Annotated in this window: 18 protein-coding genes; 7 read left to right on the top strand and 11 right to left on the bottom strand. The window is 75.1% G+C overall.

Translation table 11 applies throughout. The features are described 5' to 3' along the window. Window positions 1-68: 68 nt before the first annotated feature. The 5 genes from IE248_RS18260 to IE248_RS18240 form a co-directional block, all read right to left on the bottom strand. Window positions 69-1,115 (bottom strand): PDR/VanB family oxidoreductase, encoded by a 1,047-nt coding sequence (locus IE248_RS18260; RefSeq protein ID WP_190031157.1) that lies wholly within the window; start codon window positions 1,113-1,115, stop codon window positions 69-71. Next, window positions 1,112-2,008, bottom strand: a complete 897-nt coding sequence (locus tag IE248_RS18255; RefSeq protein ID WP_100583877.1) for a metal-dependent hydrolase — start codon at window positions 2,006-2,008, stop codon at window positions 1,112-1,114. The genes IE248_RS18260 and IE248_RS18255 overlap by 4 nt, the downstream gene beginning before the upstream one ends. Before the next feature lie 64 nt (window positions 2,009-2,072). After that, window positions 2,073-4,004 (bottom strand): hypothetical protein, encoded by a 1,932-nt coding sequence (locus IE248_RS18250; protein ID WP_373301537.1) that lies wholly within the window; start codon window positions 4,002-4,004, stop codon window positions 2,073-2,075. A gap of 56 nt (window positions 4,005-4,060) precedes the next feature. Continuing rightward, window positions 4,061-4,855 (bottom strand): tyrosine-protein phosphatase, encoded by a 795-nt coding sequence (locus tag IE248_RS18245; RefSeq protein ID WP_073796189.1) that lies wholly within the window; start codon window positions 4,853-4,855, stop codon window positions 4,061-4,063. Window positions 4,856-4,894: 39 nt separating this feature from the next. Beyond that, on the bottom strand, window positions 4,895-5,494 hold the full coding sequence (locus IE248_RS18240; protein ID WP_229895374.1) for a rhomboid-like protein: 600 nt from the start codon (window positions 5,492-5,494) through the stop codon (window positions 4,895-4,897). Window positions 5,495-5,671: 177 nt separating this feature from the next. On the opposite strand from IE248_RS18240, the gene IE248_RS18235 reads away from it, so the two are divergent. Together IE248_RS18235 and IE248_RS18230 are read left to right on the top strand one after the other, a co-directional pair. Then, window positions 5,672-6,469, top strand: a complete 798-nt coding sequence (locus tag IE248_RS18235; RefSeq protein WP_190031156.1) for a hypothetical protein — start codon at window positions 5,672-5,674, stop codon at window positions 6,467-6,469. Between the two features lie 85 nt (window positions 6,470-6,554). Beyond that, complete coding sequence (locus tag IE248_RS18230; RefSeq protein WP_190031155.1) at window positions 6,555-8,063, top strand: PepSY-associated TM helix domain-containing protein; 1,509 nt, start codon at window positions 6,555-6,557, stop codon at window positions 8,061-8,063. Between the two features lie 54 nt (window positions 8,064-8,117). Here the strand turns inward: IE248_RS18230 and IE248_RS18225 are convergent, their stop codons facing one another. Continuing rightward, window positions 8,118-8,735 (bottom strand): winged helix-turn-helix domain-containing protein, encoded by a 618-nt coding sequence (locus IE248_RS18225; protein ID WP_190031154.1) that lies wholly within the window; start codon window positions 8,733-8,735, stop codon window positions 8,118-8,120. Window positions 8,736-9,259: 524 nt separating this feature from the next. Next, on the bottom strand, window positions 9,260-10,279 hold the full coding sequence (glnII, locus tag IE248_RS18220; RefSeq protein WP_037797490.1) for a glutamine synthetase: 1,020 nt from the start codon (window positions 10,277-10,279) through the stop codon (window positions 9,260-9,262). A 252-nt stretch (window positions 10,280-10,531) separates the two neighbouring features. Between glnII and IE248_RS18215 the strand changes: the two genes are divergently transcribed. Next, a complete protein-coding gene (locus IE248_RS18215; protein WP_073796194.1) occupies window positions 10,532-11,425 on the top strand; it encodes a Gfo/Idh/MocA family protein in 894 nt (297 codons plus the stop codon). Between the two features lie 29 nt (window positions 11,426-11,454). Here IE248_RS18215 and IE248_RS18210 read toward each other — a convergent pair whose 3' ends face one another. Both IE248_RS18210 and IE248_RS18205 read right to left on the bottom strand, forming a co-directional pair. Beyond that, entirely contained in the window at window positions 11,455-12,000 is a 546-nt protein-coding gene (locus IE248_RS18210; RefSeq protein ID WP_078899678.1) for a hypothetical protein, read from the bottom strand. Between the two features lie 116 nt (window positions 12,001-12,116). Continuing rightward, entirely contained in the window at window positions 12,117-12,488 is a 372-nt protein-coding gene (locus IE248_RS18205) for an ArsC/Spx/MgsR family protein (protein ID WP_037797485.1), read from the bottom strand. A gap of 131 nt (window positions 12,489-12,619) precedes the next feature. Between IE248_RS18205 and IE248_RS18200 the strand changes: the two genes are divergently transcribed. Further along, window positions 12,620-12,880, top strand: a complete 261-nt coding sequence (locus tag IE248_RS18200; RefSeq protein WP_190031153.1) for a hypothetical protein — start codon at window positions 12,620-12,622, stop codon at window positions 12,878-12,880. A gap of 27 nt (window positions 12,881-12,907) precedes the next feature. On the opposite strand, the gene IE248_RS18195 is transcribed toward IE248_RS18200, so the two are convergent. Continuing rightward, window positions 12,908-13,999: a PP2C family protein-serine/threonine phosphatase gene (locus IE248_RS18195; protein WP_073796196.1), complete on the bottom strand. Its 1,092-nt coding sequence runs from the start codon at window positions 13,997-13,999 to the stop codon at window positions 12,908-12,910. A gap of 77 nt (window positions 14,000-14,076) precedes the next feature. Between IE248_RS18195 and IE248_RS18190 the strand changes: the two genes are divergently transcribed. The 3 genes from IE248_RS18190 to IE248_RS18180 all read left to right on the top strand — a co-directional run bounded on the left by IE248_RS18190 (window position 14,077) and on the right by IE248_RS18180 (window position 17,370). Beyond that, window positions 14,077-14,790: a VIT1/CCC1 transporter family protein gene (locus tag IE248_RS18190; protein WP_047960555.1), complete on the top strand. Its 714-nt coding sequence runs from the start codon at window positions 14,077-14,079 to the stop codon at window positions 14,788-14,790. Between the two features lie 261 nt (window positions 14,791-15,051). Continuing rightward, window positions 15,052-15,954, top strand: coding sequence for a TIGR01777 family oxidoreductase (locus tag IE248_RS18185; protein WP_190031152.1), 903 nt, complete (start codon window positions 15,052-15,054; stop codon window positions 15,952-15,954). 159 nt (window positions 15,955-16,113) lie between these two features. Continuing rightward, the gene (locus tag IE248_RS18180; protein ID WP_037797481.1) at window positions 16,114-17,370 is read left to right on the top strand and encodes an NAD(P)/FAD-dependent oxidoreductase; all 1,257 of its coding nucleotides are present in this window, start codon (window positions 16,114-16,116) and stop codon (window positions 17,368-17,370) included. Window positions 17,371-17,415: 45 nt separating this feature from the next. On the opposite strand, the gene IE248_RS18175 is transcribed toward IE248_RS18180, so the two are convergent. Next, window positions 17,416-18,855: an NsdA family TPR-like regulatory protein gene (locus IE248_RS18175; RefSeq protein WP_037797480.1), complete on the bottom strand. Its 1,440-nt coding sequence runs from the start codon at window positions 18,853-18,855 to the stop codon at window positions 17,416-17,418. Window positions 18,856-18,934 lie beyond the last annotated feature (79 nt).

Genomic DNA, 18,934 nt, shown 5'->3' with positions numbered 1-18,934 from the left:
ACCCTACTTCGCCCCTCCCCACCTCTGACCAGGGCGGCGCCCGCCGAATGCCCTCGGTGGCGGGGCCGTTACAGGTCCAGGGTCAGGTGGTCCGACGCGGCCCGGGAGACGCACAGCAGCATGGAGTCCTCGCGCTCCGCGTCCGTCAGGAGCTCGTCGCGGTGGTCCACCTCGCCCGCCAGCACCCGGTGTTGGCAGGTTCCGCAGAAGCCCTGCTCACAGCTGTACGGGGTGTTCGGGAGCTCCCGGCGGACGGCCGCGAGGGTGGTTTCGTCCGCCCCGACCCGGACGGCGGCGCCGCTGCGGTGCAGGGTCACCGTGAACGGGCGGGCGGGGCCGGCGGCCGCCGCCGGGGCGAAGCGTTCCAGGTGGACCGAGGCCGGGTCCGGGGCCGCCGCCAGGACCGCCGCCATCAGCGGTTCGGGGCCGCAGCAGTAGACCGGGGTGCCCGGCGCCACCCGGGCGAGCGGGCTCAGGTCGGGCAGGCCCGTCTCGTCCTGGGGGAGGACGGTGACCCGGTCCCCGTAGGCCGCGAGTTCGTCGAGGAACGGCATCGAGGCGCGGCTGCGGCCCCCGTACAGCAGGGACCAGTCCGCGCCGGCCGCCGTGGCCGCCCGGAGCATCGGGAGGACCGGGGTGATGCCGATGCCGCCCGCGACGAACACGTACGAGGCCGCCGGGACCAGCGCGAACCGGTTGCGCGGCGGGCGCAGTTCGAGGTCCGCGCCCTCCACCAGCCGCGCGTGCGCCTCGCGGGAGCCGCCGCGGCCGTCCTCGACCAGGCGGATCGCGATCGTGTACCGGCCCGCCTGCGACGGGTCCCCGCACAGCGAGTACTGCCGTACCAGCCCGGACGGCAGGACGACGTCCACGTGCGCGCCCGGGGTCCAGGCCGGCAGGTCCGCCGCCTCCAGCACCAGCCGCAGCACCCCTTCGGCCGGCTGGGTGCGCGAGACGATCCGGGCCCGCAGCCGCCGCCGCGGGGAGTGGCCCGAGACCGGGGTCTCCAGCGCCGGCAGGGGCCACAGCGGGGAGCGCCCGATGCGCCGGCGCAGGGCGCGCCGGGTCCAGAACGCGGCGCCCGCCACCGCCGTCACGGTCAGCGCGCGCCTCATGCCCGCACCCCGCCGTTCGCACCGGGGGAGGAGGCCAGGTAGGCCACCGCCTGGGCCGTGGAGCCCTCCTGCGAGGGGTGGTACGTACGGGAGAGGTACGTCGGGATCGAGCGCAGCATCGCTCCCGCGGAGGGCAGCACGCCCTGCTGCCCCGCCCGGAAGAACTGCCCCAGGGTGGCCTTGGCGGCGGGCAGTCCGGGGTCGTTCTCCAGGAAGAAGCGGGTCCCGCGCTGCCACAGGAAGACCAGCGCGCCGAAGGCGGTCGCCCAGGTCCGGGCCCGGCGCCGGTAGCCGCCGTCCACGTGCATGAACAGGTCGAAGGCGACCGAGCGGTGCTCCACCTCCTCCGCGCCGTGCCAGCGCAGCAGGTCCAGCATCATCGGGTCCGCCCCGCGCCGGTCCAGCTCGTCGGCGTTGAGCACCCAGTCGCCCAGGAACGCCGTGTAGTGCTCGATGGCCGCGATCAGCGCGACCCGCTCCATCAGCCACCACTCGCGCGCCCTGCCCGGCGGCAGCGTCCGGTCCCCGAGCAGCTTCTCGAACAGCCAGTCCACCTGCGCCGTGTACGGGGTCGGGTCCAGGCCGAGCCGCTTGAGGTGCGGGAGCACGTCGTCGTGCGCGGCGGCGTGCATCGCCTCCTGGCCGATGAAGCCGATGACGTCCGCGCGCAGCCGCTCGTCCGTGATGTACGGGAGCACCTGCTTGTAGACGTGCACGAACCAGCGCTCACCCGCGGGCAGCAGCAGGTGCAGCACGTTGATGGTGTGCCCGGCGAACGGATCGGAGGGCAGCCAGTGCAGCGGGGTGTCCTCCCAGTCGAAGGACACGTTCCGGGCGTTCAGGTCCATGTGTTCCGACGCCACGGGACCGGGCGCGGGCGGCGTATTAGACATGGCGTCAATGTACTGATGGGTAAGGCCGGGGAGAACCCCTCTGCACCCACTTCCTCAGCGCCTCTCAGCGCAGCACCCCCGCCTTCGAGCCGTCCGTCAGCCTGCCCGTCAGGTCCACCTGCGCGCCCGCCGGAGCCTTCACCGCCAGCCGGTTGGCGTTCACCGTCCCGTTCACCCCGCCGCCCGACACCGCCAGCGAGGCGAACTGCGCACTGCCCGCCGCCAGGACGTACCACTGCCCGGCCCGCGACTTCCACAGCACGCCCGCCAGCACCCGGGGCTCCCGCGGCCCGCACGCCGGCGAGCCCTCCGCCTTCGCCGCCTGGGCCGCCAGCGGCGCGCCCGGCGCCAGGAACTGCGCCTGCACCCGGTCCGCCGTGCCCTGCCAGGTCTCGGCCCGGGAGCACAGCCAGGTCGCGGTGCCGTCGCCCTCGGGCAGCGGCTGCTTCGCGTACGTCCAGGCGTTGACCGTACGGACCCCGTGCGAGCGCACCGACGGCAGCAGGCACGCGGTACGCGACCACTCGCCGAGCTCCGCCGCCTCCGTCACGTCGCGCTCCGCGCCCGGCGCCCCCGAGGTCAGCCGCGCCGGGGTCAGCTCCCCCAGGTCCGTGACCAGCCGGGTCGCCCCGTCGCCGGTCAGGGCCAGCGCGTTCCAGGCGGTGCAGCCGCCCGCCGGGGCGGGGCTCACCACCGGCGGAGTGACCCCGTCCGGGGTCAGCTTCAGCGCCGCCGGGCGCTCGGCCGGCTTGAGCAGGTCCCGCAGGGCCGCGCCCGTCACCCAGGGCGCCGTCAGATAGCGGGCGTTGCCGTCGACGCGGCTGAGCACCAGGGCGGTCGCGGTGTCCGCCGACGCCCCGTCGGTCCGGGCGAAGTCGAGGCCGACGAGACCGGTCCCGGTCAGCGGCTCGGCGTAGCGGACCACGCGCAGCCCGTCGTACAGCAGGACCACGACGGCCTGGTCGACGACGCCCGAGAACAGCAGCTGCGGCGGCCCCATCGGCGGGCCCGCCGGGGTGCCCGGCGTCGCCGAGACGACCACGGACGCGCCGGGCCGGGCCCAGGCGGCCAGCGCCCGGCGCAGCAGCTCGGTGTCGTCGGCCCGGTCGCCGCGGGCGGGCCACGCGGAGAAGTCGGTACGGGAGGAGGTCCGCCAGACGCCGGGCGAGACCCGCGTCAGCATCCCGGGGTCCAGGGCCTGCTCCGCCGCGGCGTTCAGCGCGTACGGCGGAGCCGCCGCCCCGTCCGCCCCCCAGCCCCCGCCCGGCAGCGCGAGCAGCGCCCCGCACACGGCGAGCGCCGCCCCGGCGGCCAGGGCGGCCCGTACGAAACGGCGCCGCCGCAGCAGATCGGTGGGCCGCGCCTGAAGGACGCACGGGTCGAACTCGGGGGAGGCGAACAGGGCGTCGTGCGCCGCGTCCCCGGACTCCGCGACCGCCGCCGCGGGGTCCGCCACCCCGGCCCGCGTCAGGACCCGCAGCACCTCCGGCTCCGGCAGCCGCTCCAGCGCGCGCAGCACGCAGGCGGCCCGGCCGGGCCCGGTCAGCGCGGCCAGCCACTGGTCCAGCGCCAGCTCCTCGGCCCCGCCCGAGCGCGGGAACAGCCGCAGCCCCCACACCTGGGGGAGCAGCACCGGCAACTGCCCGCGCAGCGGCAGCGCCCGGAAGGTCAGCGGGACACCGGCCTCCAGGGCGGCGCGCAGCACCCGCTGCCGGACGTACGCGTAACCCGACTCGGCCTCTTCCGCCTCGCCGCGCTGCGCCGGGACCCCGCCGCGCACCGGAGCCGCCCCGGCGCCCCGGCGCCCGCGCGGCAGGGCGCGCTGGGTCAGCGAATGGGCGGTGAGCACCCGTCGGCTCCGGCCGAGGGCAGGCGGCAGCACCAGGTAGGCGAGCCGCACCAGCCGCGGGTAGTGCTCGACGATGGCGGCCTCGGCCTGCTCGACGTCGGGCGGCACGGGAGACGAGGGGCGGGTGGCGGTATCCGGCGCAGTCACGTTCAGCAGAACGAGCGAATCGTCGGATGGTCACCCGCCCGCGGGACGCCCGGGGCTCAGGCCGTCAGCCGGTCCCGCAGCGCCCGCGTCGTCTCGTCGGGGACGCCCAGCCCCTCGCGCACGTACTTCTCCATCGACCCGTAGCGGGCGGCGACCTCGTCGAGCGCCGCCTCCAGGTACGAGGGGAACACCCCGATCAGCGCCAGCGCGAGCTCCGGGTCGCCGCCGGCCGCCGTGAAGCCCTCGATCATCGGGGCGAAGGCCTGCCGCACCGCCGGGTTGACCGAGAGGTACTCGGCCATCAGGGTCTCGTCGTCGGCGCCGAGCAGCGACAGGACGACGGTCGCGCCCCAGCCCGTACGGTCCTTGCCGGCCGTGCAGTGGAAGAGCAGCGGGCCGGCGGCCGGGTCGGCGGCCTCGGTGAGCAGCGTCCGGAACGAGGCCTGCGCCGATCCGGAGCGGACGAAGGACCGGTAGATGTCGGCGAACATGGCCTGCGCCTTGCCGCCGCCCAGGTGCTCCTCGGCGACGGCCGGGTCGGACAGCAGGTCCTTGAGCTGGGCCGCGGCGGGCGCCTTGCCCGCGCTCATCGTGTCGGCGAGGACGTCGGCGATCAGCAGCCGGGCCCCTTCCGGCACCCGGTCGGGGTGGGCGGCCCGCTCCCCGGCGGTGCGGAAGTCGATGACGGTACGGATCCCCAGGGCGGCCACCACCGGATCGGCGTCGAGGTCGAGCCGGTCGAGCTGGCCGGAGCGCAGGAGGAGACCGGGGCGCACGGTGCGGCCGCCCGCGAGGGGGGTACCGCCGAGGTCGCGGAAGTTGGCGACGGTGGTGGAGGGGGTGGCGGTCATCGTGGCAGCTCCAGCGGTGTGCGGGGTGACGCGTGTCATCTAGGCGATTTTCGGATGTTTCGCCCGGGAAAGGCAATCGAGGGCCATCGAGAGGCCGACTCCGAGCCCCAGCGCCACCAGATGGCCGGCGTCGGTGAAGGTCCGCTCCCGCTTCAGCACCGGGACGGCCGCGAGCGCCAGCAGCCCCACCCGTGCGGTGGTGCGCACCGCGCCCCGCGGCAGCGCCGAGGTCAGCGCGCCGAGCACGGCGTTGAACCCGTAGCTGCTGCCCACGTCCAGGGACCGCCGGGTGTGCGGACCGGCCGACCCGCGCAGGACCCCGTAGACGAGGAGCGAGGCGGCGGCGTGGCCGAAGAGGAACACCGCCGCGGTCCACCAGGCCCCGTACGCGTACTCGGCGTAGCCGAGGACCGCGACCAGCAGCAGCGCGTACGGCAGCGGCATCGGCTCCTCGACGACGAAGGCACTGCTCAGCAGCGTCTCCCAGCGCCCGGCGGCGAGGTTGTCGACATTCGTCGAGCAGCCGCGCAACACCCGCTCCCGCTCCGCCGGGTCCAGCCGCTCCAGGGCGAACGCGCCGCACTGGACGCCGCCGGCGTACACCACGCCCAGTGGGGGCGCCCATGGCAATGAATTCATCCGATCATGATGAGATACGGCCCTCTCATGGGTGGGCACCGGCCCCCGTGGGAGCATGTTCCGGCCATGCCTGACACTTTCGCGCCGATGCGCGCCACGCGGGCCGCGATGTTCGCGGCGGTGTGTGTCGCTTTGGCCGCGGCGGGGCATTCGTACATGTCCGGCATGGATATTCCGATGACAGGCCTTCTCTGCGCCTTTGGGGTGATCGGGGCCCTCGCCTGGCTCGCCGCCGGGCGCCGCCGGGGGCCCTACGGGATCACCGCCTCGCTGCTCGCCGCGCAGGGGGTCCTGCACCTCACCCTTTCCGGAAGCCAGACACCGGCGATGACGGCCGGCCACCCCCACCCGCCGACCCACGCACCCGGCACGCCGGCGGCCTCGTCGGGCGCATCGCCCCTGGAGGGCATGCCTCCCATGCCGGGCCTGTCGGCCTCGTCGGCGGTGGACGGCCTGAGCGGCGTTCCGGGCCTGTCGGCCCTGGGCGGCGTGCACCACATGTCTGACCCGTCGGTCATGGACGGCATGGGTGGCATGGGTGGCATGGGTGGCATGGACCACATGGCGGGCCTGTCGGGCTCGTCGGTCATGGACGGCCTGACCGGCATGGGCGCTCTCGACTGGCTGACCGGTCTGGTCGCGACGGCCGGGCACGGCGGCCTCGGAATGATCGCCGCCCACCTGCTCGCCGCCCTGTTCTGCGCCGGCTGGCTCGCCTGGGGCGAGGCCGCCGTCTTCCGGCTGGCCCGGGCCCTCGGTGCGACCGCGCTGCTCGCCGCCCGGCCGCTGGCCAGCGCGCTCGCGCTGGTACGCACCCAGGTGGCTCCCGTACCGCCGCGGCCCGCGCCCCGCCGGACCTGTGCGCGGCCGCGCCGGCTGCGGGGGGCCGTGCACGCCCATGCCGTCGTGCGGCGGGGACCGCCCGGGGGCCGTGCCCTCCGAGCCACGGCCCCCGGCCTGCCTGCCCGCGCCTGACGACCGGCGCACCTCCCGCCCCACGGCGAGAGGAGGCGAGACCCGGGGCTCATCACCCATGTCTTCGCCAATCCTGAGGACCACCATGTCTCTTGACGAGAGCCAAACCATCCGCCCCGCGGACACCACCCCCTCGCCCGCCGACGCCCCGGGCCCCGATGCCGGCGCGGTCCCTGAGGCCCCTTCCGACGGTGTCCGGCGGTCCCCGCGCTCCGGGGGGTGGGCGGCCGTGCGGCCGCTCGTGCTGCGGATGCACTTCTACGCCGGGCTGCTCATCGCCCCGCTGCTGTTCATCGCCGCCGGCACCGGTCTGCTCTACGCGCTGTCCTGGCAGGCCGAGAGCATCGTCTACTCCGACGAACTGACCGTCGACCGCGTCGGCGACGGCGCTGTGCCGCTCAGCACGCAGGTCCGGGCCGCCCAGGGCGCCGCCCCCACCGGCAAGGTGATCGGCGTCTGGCCCGCGCCCGAGGCCGCGGACACCACCCGGGTGATCATGGAGAAGCCGGGGCTCGCGGAGGGCGAGACCCTCACCGTCTTCGTCGACCCGTACACCGCCGACGTGCGCGGGCAGCTCACCACCGCGGGCGACGCGCTGCCCCTGCGCGCCTGGCTGAGCGAGTTCCACTCCAGCCTCCAGCTCGGCGAGTTCGGCCGGAACTACAGCGAACTCGCCGCCAGCTGGCTGTGGGTGGTCGCCCTCGGCGGCCTGGCCCTGTGGATCGGCCGCCGCCGCTCCCGCCGCGCGCTGCTCGTCCTGCCCGACCGCAAGGCCACCGGCCGCCGCAAGACCCTGTCCTGGCACGGGGTCGTCGGCCTCTGGGCCGTCGCCGGTCTCGTCGCGCTGTCCGCGACCGGCCTGACCTGGTCGAAGTACGCCGGTGAGAACATCGGGCAGCTCCAGGACCGCCTCGGCGGGGCCACCCCCGCCGTCTCCGCCACCCTCGGCGAGGCCGCGGACTCCGCCGGGGCCGACGAACACGCCGGGCACCAGATGCCCGGGGGCGCGGAGATGCCCCCGCCGCAGCCCACCGCCGACATCGGCATCGACAAGGCCGTCGAGGCCGCCCGGGCCGCCGGGGTCGGCGACCACGTGCGCGTCACGCTGCCCGCCGAGGGCAAGGGCTATGTGATCAAGGAGCAGGACAAGCAGGTGCCGGTGCACCTGGACGCCGTCGCCGTGGACCCCGCCGACGGCAAGGTCATGGACGAACTGCGCTTCGCCGACTACCCCGTCCTCGCCCAGCTGACCCGCTTCGGCATCGACCTGCACATGGGCCAGACCTTCGGGCTCGCCAACCAGCTCGCGCTGGCCGCGCTCGCCGTCGCGCTGATGTTCCTGGTGTTCTGGGGCTACCGGATGTGGTGGCTGCGCCGGCCCACCAAGGACCGCGCGCTCTCCTTCGGCCGCCCGCAGCCCCGCGGGGCCTGGCGGAAGGCGCCCGTGACCCTGCTGCTGCCGCTCGCCGCCGTGACCGCGGTGGTGGGCTGGTTCGTGCCGATGCTCGGCATCAGCCTGATCGCGTTCCTCGCGATCGACGTGCTGCTCGGCTTCGTGGCCGGCCGCCGCGCCGCCTCCGCCGCGGGAGCCTAGGAACGCCGAACGGGCCCGTACTCCCGCGCCGTTGGCGGGGTACGGGCCCGGGGCTCACGGCGCGTACTTGTAGCCCACCCGGCGCACCGTCTGGATCGCGTCGCGGTGGGCCGCGCCCAGCTTGCGGCGCAGCCGGGCGATGTGGACGTCCACGGTCCGGCCGTCGCCGACGTGGCCGTAGCCCCACACCGTGGTCACCAGCTGGTCGCGGCTGTGCACCCGGTGCGGGTGCGCCACCAGGTGGGCCAGCAGCTCGAACTCCAGGTAGGTGAGGTCGAGGAGCTCGCCCTCGACCTCGGCGGTGCGCCGCGCGGTGTCGATGCGGACCAGGGAGTCGCCGAGGGTCGCGGCCGGGGTCTCGGGCGCCGCCGCCGGGTGCCCGGCGACGGTCTGCGGGCCGCGGTGGAGCGCCGACGGCTGCGGCTGCGGCTGCGGCTGGTGTTCGGCGGGTACGAGGACCAGGTAGCCGATCATCGGCGGCTGGCCCGGCAGCGTCGGCAGGCTGTGCTGCGGCGCGGGCAGCCAGGTGGCGCCGGGCGGCAGGAGGTCCACGACCCGGGCGACCTCGTCCCGGTCCACGGCGCGCAGCCGGTGGCGCGGACTGGGCGGGAACGGCAGCGGCGCGGTCGCGGCGGAGGAAGGGGCGGAGGCGAGGGAACGGGTGTTGGTCATGAGTGGTCAGCTCTTTCACGCGGAGTGGTCGGCAGGAGACGTACGCATGGCGTCGTAAGTCGTCGTTGTCGTACCGCGCAGACCGAAGGCCCCGGGGCGGGTCTGGTGGAGGTCCCGGAAGGCTTTAGAGGGCCGGCGCGTTCTTCGCGCGGCGACACACCCGGTCGAAATCGTGGTCCTGACGGGACGGCCAGAACGGTTCGAGGTCGCTGCGACCTGACGGGGTGTGGTGCGGGTGGCTGGCCATGGCCTCATTGAAGCAGATGGTGGTGAACCTGGGCAGGGTATGTCTCACCTGGTGGAGCGGAATCTCAAATTCAGCGAGCGGCCCCGGATTCGCCCAGGACAATCCGGGCGAACCGTCAACTGGCCCGCCGCCTCCGGCGGTCCGTGGCGGTCGGCCGTATCGCATCGTGGGCACCGCCGTCCCACGACGGGGCCGCCCCCGGCGCCACCGGCGGCGCCCGCCGGGCCGCGGGGGCCGGGCGGGCGAACGCTCGGTGGAGCGGGAGGCTCCGGCGGTCTCAGACCAGGCCGTCCTTCTCCAGTCCGGTGCAGCAGGTGTCCACGATCAGGCGGGTCACCACGTACGGGTCCACGTTCGCGTTCGGGCGGCGGTCCTCGATGTACCCCCGGCCCTCCTGCTCGACCTGCCACGGGATGCGGACCGAGGCGCCGCGGTCCGAGACGCCGTAGCTGAACTCGTTCCACGGGGCCGTCTCGTGCAGGCCCGTGAGGCGCTCGTCGATGCCCGCGCCGTAGTTCTTCACGTGGTCCAGCGGCTTGCTGCCGTCGCCCAGCGCCTCGCACGCGGAGATGATCGCGCGGTAGTCCTCGCGCATCGCCTTGGTGGAGAAGTTGGTGTGCGCGCCCGCGCCGTTCCAGTCGCCCTTGACCGGCTTCGGGTTCAGGGTCGCCGAGACGTTGAAGTCCTCGGCGGTGCGGTAGAGCAGCCAGCGCGCGATCCACAGCTGGTCCGAGACCTCCAGCGGGCCGACCGGGCCGACCTGGAACTCCCACTGGCCGGGCATGACCTCGGCGTTGATGCCGGAGATGCTCAGGCCCGCCGCGAGGCAGTGGTCCAGGTGCTTCTCGACGATGTCGCGGCCGAAGATCTCGTCCGCGCCGACACCGCAGTAGTAGCCGCCCTGCGCCGCCGGGAAGCCGTTGACCGGGAAGCCGAGCGGGCGGGCGCCGTCGAAGAAGGTGTACTCCTGCTCGATGCCGAAGATCGGCTCCTGGCCGGCGAACTTCTCCGCGACCGGACGCAGCAGTGCGCGGGTGTTCGACTCGTGCGGGGTCATGTCGATGTTGAGGACCTCGCACAGCACGAGGACGTCGTCGCCGCCGCGGATCGGGTCCGGGCAGGAGAACACCGGCTGGAGCACGCGGTCGGAGGCGTGGCCCTGGGCCTGGTTGGTGCTGGATCCGTCGAAGCCCCAGATCGGGAGCGCGTCGCCGTCGCCGAGGATCCTCGTCTTGGAGCGGAGCTTCGCCGTCGGCTCGGTGCCGTCGATCCAGATGTACTCAGCCTTGTAGCTCACGGGCCCATCCTTCGGTGCGTCTCCGGCGCAGACTCCGCGGGTGCTGCGGCTGCGGTATGACCGCAGCGTGCCCCGCCGCGATTTCTCTTCCGTTGCCCTTGCGTGAACCCCGTGTTACCGACGTTTACACCGCAGGTGGGACCGGTTGTGCGGGTTGGTGGCCGTGCGTTCGCCCGGGTGGGGCAGACTGGGCCCGTGAGCCCTTCATACGATATGAACCCTTCCGGTGGTCCTGTCGGTGAGCCGGTCGGCATGCCCTCCCGCCCCCGGGTCGGGCTGCTCGGGACCGGTCCCTGGGCCCGGAGCACGCACGCGCCAGCCCTCGCGGCCCACACCGGCTCCGAGTTCGCCGGCGTATGGGGCCGGAGGCCGGAAGCCGCCGCCGCGCTGGCCGCGGAGCACGGCGTGAAGGTGTACGAAGACCCCGACGAGCTGTTCGCGGACTGTGACGCCGTGGCCTTCGCCCTGCCGCCGGACGTCCAGGCCCCGCTCGCCGTGCGCGCGGCCGCCGCCGGCTGCCACGTCCTGCTCGACAAACCCGTCGCCACGACGGTCGCGGACGCCCGGGCCGTCGCCGCCGCGGTGGCCCGGCACCGGGTCGCGTCCGTCGTCTTCCTCACCCTCCGCTTCGCGGAGCCGACCGCCGGCTGGGTCGAGGAACAGGCCCGGCGCACCGGGTGGTTCACGGCCGCCGCGCACTGGCTCGGCGCCGTCTTCCCGCCCGACGGGACGCCCGGCGCCTACGCCGACTCGCCCTGGCGCAAGGCCAAGGGCGGGCTGTGGGACGTCGGCCCGCACGCGCTGTCCGTCCTGATCCCGGTGCTCGGCGAGGTCACCGGGGTCAGCGCCACCCGGGGCCCCTCCGACGTGGTGCAACTCGCCCTGCGGCACGGCTCCGGCGCCGCAAGCACCGCCGTGCTGTGCCTCGGCGCGCCGCGCGCCGCCGCCGGGGTGGGCCTGGAGCTGCGCGGGGCCGACGGGGTGTTCTCGCTGCCCGACTGGAATGACGTACCGGGCGCCTACGGCCGGGCCCTGGACGCCCTGCTCGCCTCGGCCCGCACCGGGGTGCCGGATCCGCGCGGGGCGGAGTTCGGGGCCCGGCTGACCGAGATCCTGGCGGAGGCCGAGGCGCAGCTTCCCGGCTGAGCCCGGCGCGGGCTCCGGACGCGGCGGGTCTACTTCAGCACGGCGTTGGCCACGATGATGGCGAGGCCGATGGTGGCGTCCGCGAGCCCGATCAGCAGGGAGGGGCCGAGCCGGTAGCCGACCCGGAGCGCCACGAAGGAGCCCCAGGCGAACAGCAGCGCGGTGTTCAGGCCGAGCCCGATCGCCGTCACCCCGTACGAGTCCCAGCCGGCGATCCCGGCGGCTACCAGGAGCAGGACGGTGGGGAGGGTGGCCACGATCACCGGCCACTCGTTCCACAGCGCCCGGGCCAGCACGTGCCAGCGGTACGCGGCGGAGCCCGGCTGATGGCTGGTCATGTGGTGCGAGTAGCCGTGCGCGAGCGCGGCCGCGGCCGCCGTGACCAGGACCCAGCTGGCGTCGTAGAAGGGGGTGTACTCCCCGCCCTTCTGGTCGAGCGCGGCCAGCAGGCCGCTCGCGAGCACGGTCCCGTACACCCCGCCGAACATCCAGTCCGGGCCGCGCCGGGGCGGGGGGAAGGGGCGCCCGTTCGGGGTGGGCCGTGGTGCGGGCTGCGGCTGCTGGGTGTCGTTCACGGTGGGTCAGTCCCGGCCTTTTCGTGTCGTTTGTCCCCTTTGGTGGTGGGGCCACCCTACGAGGTGCCGGATGGGGGCGGGGCGAAGACCACCCCGGGCCGGGACGGCCCCGACGCCTAGGCCTTGCGGGAGAGGGCGTCGCGGACGGCCTCCTCGGAGCGGGCGACCACCGCCGTGCCGTCCTCCGCGGTGATGATCGGGCGCTGGATCAGCTTCGGGTGCGCGGCCAGGTGCGCGATCCAGCGCGCCCGGGCCTCCTCGGTCTCCTCGCGCGGCAGCTCCCGTACGCCGGTCTCCTTGGCCAGCGGGTCCGAGGTGCGGGTGATGTCCCACGGCTCCAGCCCGAGACGGCCCAGCACCTCGCGGATCTCGGCCTCGGAGGGGACGTCCTCCAGGTAGCGGCGGACGGTGTACTCGGCGCCCTCCGCGTCCAGCAGGGTCAGCGCGCCGCGGCACTTCGAGCAGGCGGGATTGATCCAGATCTCCATGGCGCCCAGGGTATGCGCAGGGGTGGCCGGCGGGCTCGTGGAAGCCGGTCTGGCCAGGGGTGATTGTCAGTGGGCGCCGGTAAAATCGAGGGAGAACGACAGGAAGCCAACTACCGTTTGGGAGGCTGTAGATGGCCGCTGCCGCTGTCATTGAGATGCCGAAGAAGAAGCCGCTGCCGGCGGGCCTGCCCCGCGAGTGGTACGAGAGCCACAACCGCCGTCTGAAGGCGATGCGGTTGGCGATATCCCTGCTCGACACGGGGACGTACGACCCCGAGCGCGCCACCAACCGGAAGATCCGGACGATGGCGGTCCGGGTGGGGATCCACCGGCCGTCGAACCTCACCTGCAAGATGGTGCGCTCCTTCATCCGCGACGGCAACGGGAGCTGAGTCCTCGGCCCGCCCGCCGCCGCCCCGTCACGGGGTGGCGGCGGGCGGGGGGAGCGAAAGGACCAGGAGGGCCACGTCGTCGCGCGGGCCGCCGTCGGAGAAGCCCTCCAGGTCCCGCCAGACCGCCGAGACCAGGCCCGCCGGGTCGGTCGTGAGCCCTGGGAGGCGCAGGGACAGCGGGTAGAAGTGCCCCGCCGCGTCCCGCGCCTCGGTGACCCCGTCGGTGTGCGCGAGCAGCCGGTCGCCCGGCAGCAGCCGCAATTCGGTCGGCTGCGGCAGCTCCGGCCCGGTCAGGCCCAGGCCGAGCGGGGGCCCCGGCTCGGCCGTCACCTCGGAGACGGAGCGGCCGCGCAGCAGCAGTACCGGAGGGTGCCCGCAGGACACGATCCGTACGAGGTCCCGCCCCGGCGGGAACTCCAGCAGCACCGCCGTCGCGAACAGCTCCGGGTGCTCCAGCGGGCCGTCCTGCGCGTCCTTCAGCAGCCTCCGGTCCAGCCGGGCGGCCACCGCGGGCAGCTCCCGGTCGTCCAGCACCGCCTCGCGGAAGGCGCCCAGCAGCGCCGCCACCGTGCCGACCGCCGCCAGACCGTGCCCCTGGACGTCCCCGACCACCGCCCGGACCCCGTAGGGCCCGGCCCGTACGTCGAACAGGTCGCCGCCGACGAGGGTGCCCTGCTGGGCCGCCCGGTACAGCCCGGTGCAGCGCACCGGACCAACCCGCTCCGGGACCGGCGGCAACACCGCCAGCTGCGCCGCCTCGGCCGCCGTGCGGACGCTGACCAGCTGGGCGTCCCGGCGGTGGCGCACCCAGGCGATCACCACGCTGAGCAGCCCGACCACCGCCACGGTCGCCAGGTCGGTGCCGCGGGCGTGTGCCACGCCGAGCTGGGGGATCCCGAGCAGGAGCAGCACCACGGTGGCGAAGACGGCCGTGCCGGTGGCGCCGTACGCGAACGCGGCGACGGCCGGGATCCCGGCCAGGAAGTAGCCCAGCTCGGCGCCCGGGGTCAGCCACTGGGCGAGGCAGAGCAGCACCGTGGCCGCCACGGGCGCGATCCGGGCCCAGCGCGGCGGCGGCTCACCGCGCAGCCAGCCCGGCTCCTCGCGTACGCGTCTCACCCCTCCACCCTGGTGCCGGGGTCCGGGGTGCGCACCCCGGGTGGCCCCGTACGCCGTAGCCCACGACAGTGGGGGGCGTGACGGAGGACGCGCCGCGGGGCGCCGGCAGCGCCGAAAGCGCGGGGATCAGCACTCGGCTGAACTGGTTGCGGGCGGGGGTGCTCGGGGCCAACGACGGGATCATCTCCACCGCCGGCCTGGTGGTGGGCGTGGCCGGGGCGACGACGTCGCGCGCGGCGATCCTGACGGCGGGGGTGGCGGGGCTGCTGGCGGGCTCGCTGTCGATGGCGGCGGGGGAGTACGTGTCGGTGAGCTCCCAGCGGGACTCGGAGCGGGCGGCGCTGGAGGTGGAGCGGCGGGAGCTCGTGGAGTCCCCGGAGGCGGAGCTGGAGGAGCTGACCGAGCTGCTGGAGGGACGGGGCCTGAGCCGGGAGGTGGCGCGGGAGGCGGCCGAGCAGCTGACGGAGCGGGACGCGTTGCGGGCTCACGCGCGGGTGGAGCTGGGGATCAACCCGGACGAGCTGGCGAACCCGTGGCACGCGGCGTTCGCGAGCCTGGTCGCGTTCACGGTGGGGGCGGTGCTGCCGCTGCTGGCGATCCTCTTGCCGGGGCCGTCGGGGCGGGTGCCGGTGACGGTGGCGGCGGTGGTCGCGGCGCTGGCGGTGTGCGGGGTGGTGAGCGCCCGGCTGGGCGGGGCGGAGCCGCGCCGGGCGGTCCTGCGGAACGTGGGCGGCGGGGCGGTGGCGATGGCGGTGACGTACGCGGTCGGAACGTGGCTGGGAACGGCCTGACCGGGGGGCCGTGGCCGGCGTCGGGGCGGGGGTGGGTCGTGGCCGGTGTCGGGGGTGGGGTGGGGTGTCGTCCGGGACTGCATGATTTATGGCGCCCGGTCGGGCTCATCCGCCGTGCGGCGGTACCCCGCGCCACAAATCACGTTTTACGTCCCGGCCAACACCCCACCCCACCCCCGACACCGACCGCGGCCTGTGAATCCAAGCCTCGCCGGCGTTTGAGGCGCGGGGTTCGGGGTGGGGAGGCGGCAGGATGGGGGGATGCGTATCGCGGTCACCGGGTCCAGCGGGCTCATCGGGTCGGCGCTCGTACGGAGCCTGCGCTCCGACGGGCATGAGGTCATGCGGTACGTCCGCCGCGAGCCCGCCGCAGGCGACGAGGCGCGGTGGGACCCCAAGCGCGGCTACCTCGACCCCGCCGGGCTCGAAGGGTGCGCGGCCGTCGTGCACCTGGCCGGGGCCGGCGTCGGCGACCGCCGGTGGAGCGCCGCGTACAAGCGGGAGATCCGCGACAGCCGGGTGCTCGGCACGGCGGCCGTCGTCCGCGCGCTCGGCGGTCTCGACCACCCGCCCGGGGTGTTCGTGAGCGGCTCGGCCGTCGGCTACTACGGGGACACCGGCGACCGCCCGGTCGACGAGCGGGCCCCGGCGGGGGAGGGGTTCCTGCCCTCCGTCTGCGTGGAGTGGGAGGCCGCCGCCTCGCCCGCCGCAGGCCTCGGCGTCCGGACCGTGCTCGCCCGCACCGGACTGGTCATCGCCCCCGACGGCGGCGCCTGGGGCCGGATGTTCCCGCTCTTCCGCGCCGGTCTCGGCGGCCGCCTCGGCGACGGCCGCCAGTACTGGCCGTACATCTCGCTGCACGACCACGTCGCCGCCCTGCGGCACCTCATCGACACCCCGCAGCTCTCCGGCCCGGTGAACCTCACCGCGCCCGAGCCCCTCACCAACCGTGAGATCACCGCCGCGATGGGCCGCGTCCTGCACCGACCGACCCCGTTCCCGGTACCGGCGTTCGCGCTGCGCCTCGCGCTCGGCGAGTTCTCGCAGGACGTGCTGCAGAGCCAGCGGGTGCGGCCCGCCCGGCTGCTGGAGTCCGGGTTCGTCTTCGAACACCCCGGGATCGACGGGGCCATCCGGGCCGCGCTCGCCGGCCGGTCCCGCTGACGGAGCGCCCGTGCGACCACTGTGCGACCGTTCATGACCCGTATGCGACCGCCGTGCGACCGGAGTTGTCCGTAATCGCTGCCCGAACTCGGGTTCTGGTCGAGCCCGTTGGGGGAAGGAGGATCCCCACACAGCCGCGCCGACCTCGGGGAGGGGCACGTGCTCATCAGCTCACACCATGCGGACGTCGTCATCGTAGGAGCCGGAGTCTCAGGACTCGCGGCCGCACAGCACCTGATCGCCGCGGGGGTCTCCGTCACCGTCCTGGAGGCCGCCGACGCCGCCGGCGGCCGGATGGCCACCGAGCAGGTCGACGGGTTCCGGCTGGACCGGATCGGTCAGCTGCTCAACACCGCGTACACCGAACTCGAACGCACCCCCGGCCTGGAGGCCCTGACGCTACGGCCCTTCGCGCCCGGCGTCCTGGTCCACAGCGACGGCAAACAGCACCGGGCCGGCACCCGCACCCCGGCCCGCGCCCTGGCCAGCGGTTCCTTCGACCAGGCCCGGCTCAGCGCCGTCCTCGGCCGGCTCGCCGCCCTGCCCGTCGAGCGGGTCCTGGCCCGCCCGGAACGCACCGCCCTGGCCGCACTGCGCTCCCGCGGCCCCGGGCTCGGCCTCGGCGCGACCCTGCGCCCGCTGCTCGCCACCCTGCTCTGCGATCCGGACCTGGGCACCTCCAGCCGGGTCGCCGACCTCGCCCTGCGCACCTTCGTCCGCGGCCGCCTGGCCGTGCCCGAGGGCGGCGCCGCCACCCTGCCCGCGCTCCTCGCCGCCGCCCTGCCGGCCGGCACCGTGCGCACCGGGGTGCGGGTCCGCTCGGTGGCGACCAACCTGGTCACCACCGAGGAGCACGGCGACTTCAGCTGCCGCTCCGTGCTCCTGGCCACCGGGGCCCGCGCCGCCGCCGGGCTGCTGCCCGGGCTGCGCGTGCCCCGCTTCCACGAGATGACCGTCCTGCACCACGCCACCGCCGCCCCGCTGCCCTGGGACGGCTCGCTGCTGCTGGACGGCGACCCCGCCTGGCCCGTCGCCCACACCACCGTGATGAGCGCCGTCGACCCGACGCGGGCCCCGGCCGGCCGCGCCCTGGTCACCACCACCGTGCTCGGCCCGCCGCCCCCGGCGCGCACCGTCGCCTCGCGCCTGGCCCGGCTCTACGAGACCTCCACCCGGGACTGGGAGCCGCTGGCCGTCCACCACACCCCGGAGGCGGTCCCGGCCATGCCCCCGCCGCACGACATGCGGCGGCCGGTACGGGTCCTGGCCGGGCTGTACGTGTGCGGCGACCACCGGGACACCAACACCGTCCAGGGCGCGCTGCACTCGGCCCGGCGCGCCGCCACCGCCGTCCTGCGCGATTTCGGCATCGCGCTCCCGGCCACCGCGGAGCCCTCCCTTCCGGCGGCGGCCTGAGACCCACCCGGCCCGGGGTCCGGTACCGCGAGGAACCGGACCCCGTCAGGACAGCGCCGCGACCCGGTCCCGGTAGGTCCGTACCGCCGAGGCGTCCCGGTACGGCTCCAGCCGCCGCTCGAAGTCCCGTACGTACTCCACCGCGCGCACCGAGCGCATCTCCGTCGCCTGCTGCGCCGCCTCCGCGCCGAGCGCGCACGCCTGGTCCAGCTCGCCCAGCCCCAGCCGGGCCGTGGCCAGCACCACCCGGCAGAACAGCCGCGAACGCGCGTACGCCGGCCCCCGCAGCTGGAGCGACCGCTCCGCGTGCTGCGCCGCTGCCCGGTACTGCTGGAGGTCCCGGTGGCAGTGCCCGAACTCGTCCGCCAGCTGCGCCTCGTCGAAGGACTTCGCCCAGTGCGGCACGTCGTCCCCCGGCCGGGCCGCGCCCAGCGAGCGCTCCGCCCGCACCAGCGAGGCCGTGGCCGCCCGGACCTCGCCCAGCACCGCGTGTCCCCGCGCCTCCGCCGAGTGCAGCAGTGCCTGGACGACCGGCGGCGGGCCCGAGCCGACGCCCTGCTGGGCGACCCGGGCCAGCTGGACCGCCTCCCGGCCGTGGCCGAGGTAGACCGCCTGCCGGCTCATCGTGACCAGCACGTACGACCCGTACGGCCGGTCCCCGGCGGCCTGGGCGAGCCGCAGTGCCTGGACGAAGTACCGCTGGGCCAGCCCGTGCGCCGCGATGTCGTACGAGGTCCAGCCCGCGAGCCGGGTCAGGTCGGCGGCGGCCGCGAACAGCCGCCGCCCGGTGCTCTCCCCGTAGGTCCCGCGGAGCATCGGCTCCGCCTCGTGCTCCAGGTACCGCACCAGGGCCTGCCGGGCGTGCCCGCCGCCGTACGCGTGGTCCAGGGTCCGGAACAGCTCGCTCACCGACCGCAGCGCCGCGATGTCCCCGCCGGTCACCCGCTGGCCGGGACCCCGGTCGACCTGCCGCTGGCGGGGGACCGAAGCCCGGCCCTGCAGCGGTACCCGGGCGGCGGCGGGCTCGGCGCCCCGCCCGACCCGTTCGTCGGCCCGGCCGATCAGCCAGTCCCGGCTGGGCACGACCAGCCCGGCCGGGGTGAAGGCGATCTTCCGCAGTTCGGCGTGGGAGCCGGAGTCCTTGCGCCACAGCCCGCTCGCGATGTCCACGGCCTCCTCCGGGGTCGCCGCGAACTCCAGACCCGCGTACACCGGGGCGCAGGCCTCCAGGCCCAGGTCCTGCGCCGACAGCCGCCGTCCGAGGCGCCGCGTGAAGACCTCGGCGATCAGCGCCGGGGTGGTCCCGCGCGGCTGCTGGCCGCGCAGCCAGCGGGTCACGGAGGTCTTGTCGTAGCGCAGGTCGAGACCGTGCTCCAGGCCGAGCTGGTCGACGCGGCGGGCGAGCCCGGCATTGGAGAACCCGGCTTCCGCGATCAGCGCCGCGAGCTGCCGGTTGGGGACGCGCTGGGCAGGTCGTTCCGTCATCGGCTCCACGGTTTCCTGACGTGACGGACCGGAGTCCCGGCCCTTGAACGGCGTGAATGTAGCGGCGAACTCAGTTCGT

The sequence above is a fragment of the Streptomyces goshikiensis genome, assembly GCF_014650555.1.
GTDB lineage: Bacteria > Actinomycetota > Actinomycetes > Streptomycetales > Streptomycetaceae > Streptomyces > Streptomyces goshikiensis.
Note: the sequence above shows the minus strand (reverse complement) of the source record. Positions and strands in the feature narration are given on the sequence as shown.

Coding starts and splice junctions, on each gene's coding strand:
- IE248_RS18260 (WP_190031157.1), bottom strand. CDS start 1,115: ATGAGGCGCGCGCTGACCGTGACGGCGGTGGCGGGCGCCGCGTTCTGG.
- IE248_RS18255 (WP_100583877.1), bottom strand. CDS start 2,008: ATGTCTAATACGCCGCCCGCGCCCGGTCCCGTGGCGTCGGAACACATG.
- IE248_RS18245 (WP_073796189.1), bottom strand. CDS start 4,855: ATGACCGCCACCCCCTCCACCACCGTCGCCAACTTCCGCGACCTCGGC.
- IE248_RS18240 (WP_229895374.1), bottom strand. CDS start 5,494: ATGAATTCATTGCCATGGGCGCCCCCACTGGGCGTGGTGTACGCCGGC.
- IE248_RS18235 (WP_190031156.1), top strand. CDS start 5,672: ATGACAGGCCTTCTCTGCGCCTTTGGGGTGATCGGGGCCCTCGCCTGG.
- IE248_RS18230 (WP_190031155.1), top strand. CDS start 6,555: ATGTCTCTTGACGAGAGCCAAACCATCCGCCCCGCGGACACCACCCCC.
- IE248_RS18225 (WP_190031154.1), bottom strand. CDS start 8,735: ATGACCAACACCCGTTCCCTCGCCTCCGCCCCTTCCTCCGCCGCGACC.
- IE248_RS18215 (WP_073796194.1), top strand. CDS start 10,532: ATGCCCTCCCGCCCCCGGGTCGGGCTGCTCGGGACCGGTCCCTGGGCC.
- IE248_RS18205 (WP_037797485.1), bottom strand. CDS start 12,488: ATGGAGATCTGGATCAATCCCGCCTGCTCGAAGTGCCGCGGCGCGCTG.
- IE248_RS18200 (WP_190031153.1), top strand. CDS start 12,620: ATGGCCGCTGCCGCTGTCATTGAGATGCCGAAGAAGAAGCCGCTGCCG.
- IE248_RS18185 (WP_190031152.1), top strand. CDS start 15,052: ATGCGTATCGCGGTCACCGGGTCCAGCGGGCTCATCGGGTCGGCGCTC.
- IE248_RS18175 (WP_037797480.1), bottom strand. CDS start 18,855: ATGACGGAACGACCTGCCCAGCGCGTCCCCAACCGGCAGCTCGCGGCG.